Here is a 2,428-nt window from a genome sequence, read left to right on the forward strand (position 1 = left end):
CCGGGGGCGTCGGCGGACCGGGCCCGGCGCCGGCCGGAGCCCTGGGTGTCGTCGGCGCGCGCCTCGACGGCCCGGCCCGCCGTGTCCGCCGGCGCCGCCTCGGCGGCGGGCCGCGGCTCGACCGGGGGGGCCTGGCCCGGCAGGTCCGGGATCATCGCGGTGTCGGAGTCCTTGGGGACGTGCTGCTGCTTCTCCGGCCCGCCGGACGCGTCGCCGTCGGGGTCGAGCGGCAGTTCCACCACGTAGGTGGCGCCGGCCCCGGCGGGCAGGTCGTGGCGCTGCAGCACGCCGCCGTGCCGCTCGACCGCGGCGCGGGCGATCGGCAGGTGGACGCTGCTGGAGCCGCGGGCGGGGCCGCGGACCTCGACCCGGGCCACGTCGCCGCGCCGGGCGGCCGCCAGCACCACCATCGGGGGCTGCTCGCCGGCCGGCGCGGGCCCGGCGAACGGCACCCCGGCGGGGGCGGCCTCGCCCTCGGCCCGGACGGGCTCGGGGACGGGCGCGACGCCGCTGACGTCGGCGACCAGGTGGGCGAGCGCCCGGGCGAGCCGCTCGCGGTCGGCGAGCACCTTCACGGCGGCGGCGTGCACCGAGTAGCGGACCCTGCCGGGCCCGACCAGCTCCCCGGCGCGGTCGACGGCGAGCTGCACGACCTCGTCCAGGCCGACCGGCTCGCGCTCCAGGGACGCCTTGCCGCGGTCGGCGGCGTCCTCGAAGCGCTGGTGCTCCAGCACGCCGTCGATCAGCCGGCCGAACCGGCGGCACTCGTCGGCGAGCCGGCGCAGCGTCCAGTTGGCCTCGGGCCACAGCTGGCCGGCCGGGTCGGCGGCGAGCGCGTCGATCCGGCCGTGCAGCGCGGTCAGGGCGCCGCCGAGCTCGGACTCCAGGACGGCGGTGAGGTGCTCGTTGCGGGCGGCGAGGGCGAGTTCGCGGGTGCGGTCGGTGAAGGTCATCACCGCGCCGACCAGCTGCTCGCCGTCCCGGACCGGGGCGGTGGTCAGGTCGACGGTGACCGGGCGGCCGTCCTTGCGCCACAGCACGGTGTTGCGGATCCGGTGCTTGCGGCCGGAGTGCAGGGTGTCCACCAGCGCGGAGCTCTCGGCGGCCAGCGGGCTGCCGTCGGGCTGCGAGTGCTGGATCAGCGGGTGCAGCTCGCGGCCGCCGAGCTCGCTGGCCCGGAAGTCCAGGATGTGCGCGGCGGCCGGGTTGACCAGCACCACGCGGCCCTCCAGGTCGACGCCGAGGACACCCTCGGCGGCGGCCCGCAGGATCATCTCGGTCTGCTTGTGCTGGCGCCGCAGCTCGGACTCCACCCCGAGGCGGGCCGACATGTCGCGGACCAGGAGCAGCAGCAGCCCCTGGTCGTTGGTGCTGAAGGACAGGAAGCCGTGCGCCTCCCCGCCGCCCTCGTCGGTGAAGTCGTTGCCGGACACCTCGACGGTGAAGGCGGTGCCGTCGGTTCGGCGGGCGGTCATCCGGACCGGTCGGTCAAGGCTCTCGGTCTCGCTCGCGGGGGGCCGCATGGAACCCGGGATCCGACTGGGGTCGAACTCCGGCAGCAGGTCCAGCACGCCCATTCCGACCAGCGAGGTGCCGGGTGCCTGCAGGCTCTCCACGGCGGCCTTGTTGACGTCGACCACGGTGCCGTTGCTGTTCACCAGCAGCAGCGGGTCGGGCAGTGCATCGAGTATCGCGGCGAGGCGAGCAGCGCCTCGGGTCGGCCTGCTGCTCACGTCGACAGGTCTCCTCACGGCTTCGGGCCGCCGCTGCGACGGGCGGCTCTGGCTCTCCTCGGAGAGGGAAGTATCTCATTCTTCTTTGCGCCGTGGACGACCCGGCCAGTATCGTTGTGGTGGTTGGTGCCGGGGCCGTCGGCTATGGCATCATCGCAGTCGCACGGAACGCGCCGGAGTACCGGTCGCGGTCCGGGTGTTGGAGGCGTCGCCTAGTCCGGTCTATGGCGCCGCACTGCTAATGCGGTTTGGGCTTTACCGTCCATCGAGGGTTCAAATCCCTCCGCCTCCGCTCACCGGGAGCCCCGTCGGTCACTGACCGGCGGGGCTCCTGCGTTGTCCGGGCGGGCCCGTCGGCAATCGATTTCGCCCCAGGTCGAGGGTCATGTAATGTTGTCCCCGCACCGCCCAGGAGGCCAGTCCGCCGGGGCGAGCGCTCATAGCTCAACGGATAGAGCACTTGACTACGGATCAAGAGGTTGCAGGTTCGAATCCTGCTGAGCGCACCAAACTCCGCTCGCGGTTCCGCAAGGGGCCGTCCGAGCGCTCATAGCTCAACGGATAGAGCACTTGACTACGGATCAAGAGGTTGCAGGTTCGAATCCTGCTGAGCGCACCAGTCGAAGGCCCCGGGTCACCGCCCGGGGCCCGTAGCGATGAAACATCATACGCTACCGAACAAGAGAAGGGTTGAG

1 protein-coding gene and 3 tRNA genes are annotated in these 2,428 nt (G+C 73.1%); 3 read left to right on the forward strand and 1 reads right to left on the reverse strand.

Annotated features, from left to right (window positions below):
* On the reverse strand, positions 1 to 1,733 hold a 1,733-nt coding region (locus ACFUEL_RS38530), incomplete at its 3' end, for a PAS domain-containing protein (RefSeq protein ID WP_380242701.1).
* Between the two features lie 201 nt (positions 1,734 to 1,934).
* Here ACFUEL_RS38530 and ACFUEL_RS38535 point away from each other — a divergent pair.
* From ACFUEL_RS38535 to ACFUEL_RS38545, 3 genes are all read left to right on the forward strand, one after another.
* A tRNA-Ser gene (locus ACFUEL_RS38535) sits at positions 1,935 to 2,025 on the forward strand.
* Positions 2,026 to 2,166: 141 nt separating this feature from the next.
* A tRNA-Arg gene (locus ACFUEL_RS38540) sits at positions 2,167 to 2,242 on the forward strand.
* A gap of 34 nt (positions 2,243 to 2,276) precedes the next feature.
* Positions 2,277 to 2,352 (forward strand) — tRNA-Arg (locus tag ACFUEL_RS38545).
* Positions 2,353 to 2,428: the final 76 nt, after the last annotated feature.

It is taken from the genome of Kitasatospora sp. NPDC057198, from assembly GCF_042670125.1.
Classification (GTDB): Bacteria; Actinomycetota; Actinomycetes; order Streptomycetales; family Streptomycetaceae; genus Kitasatospora.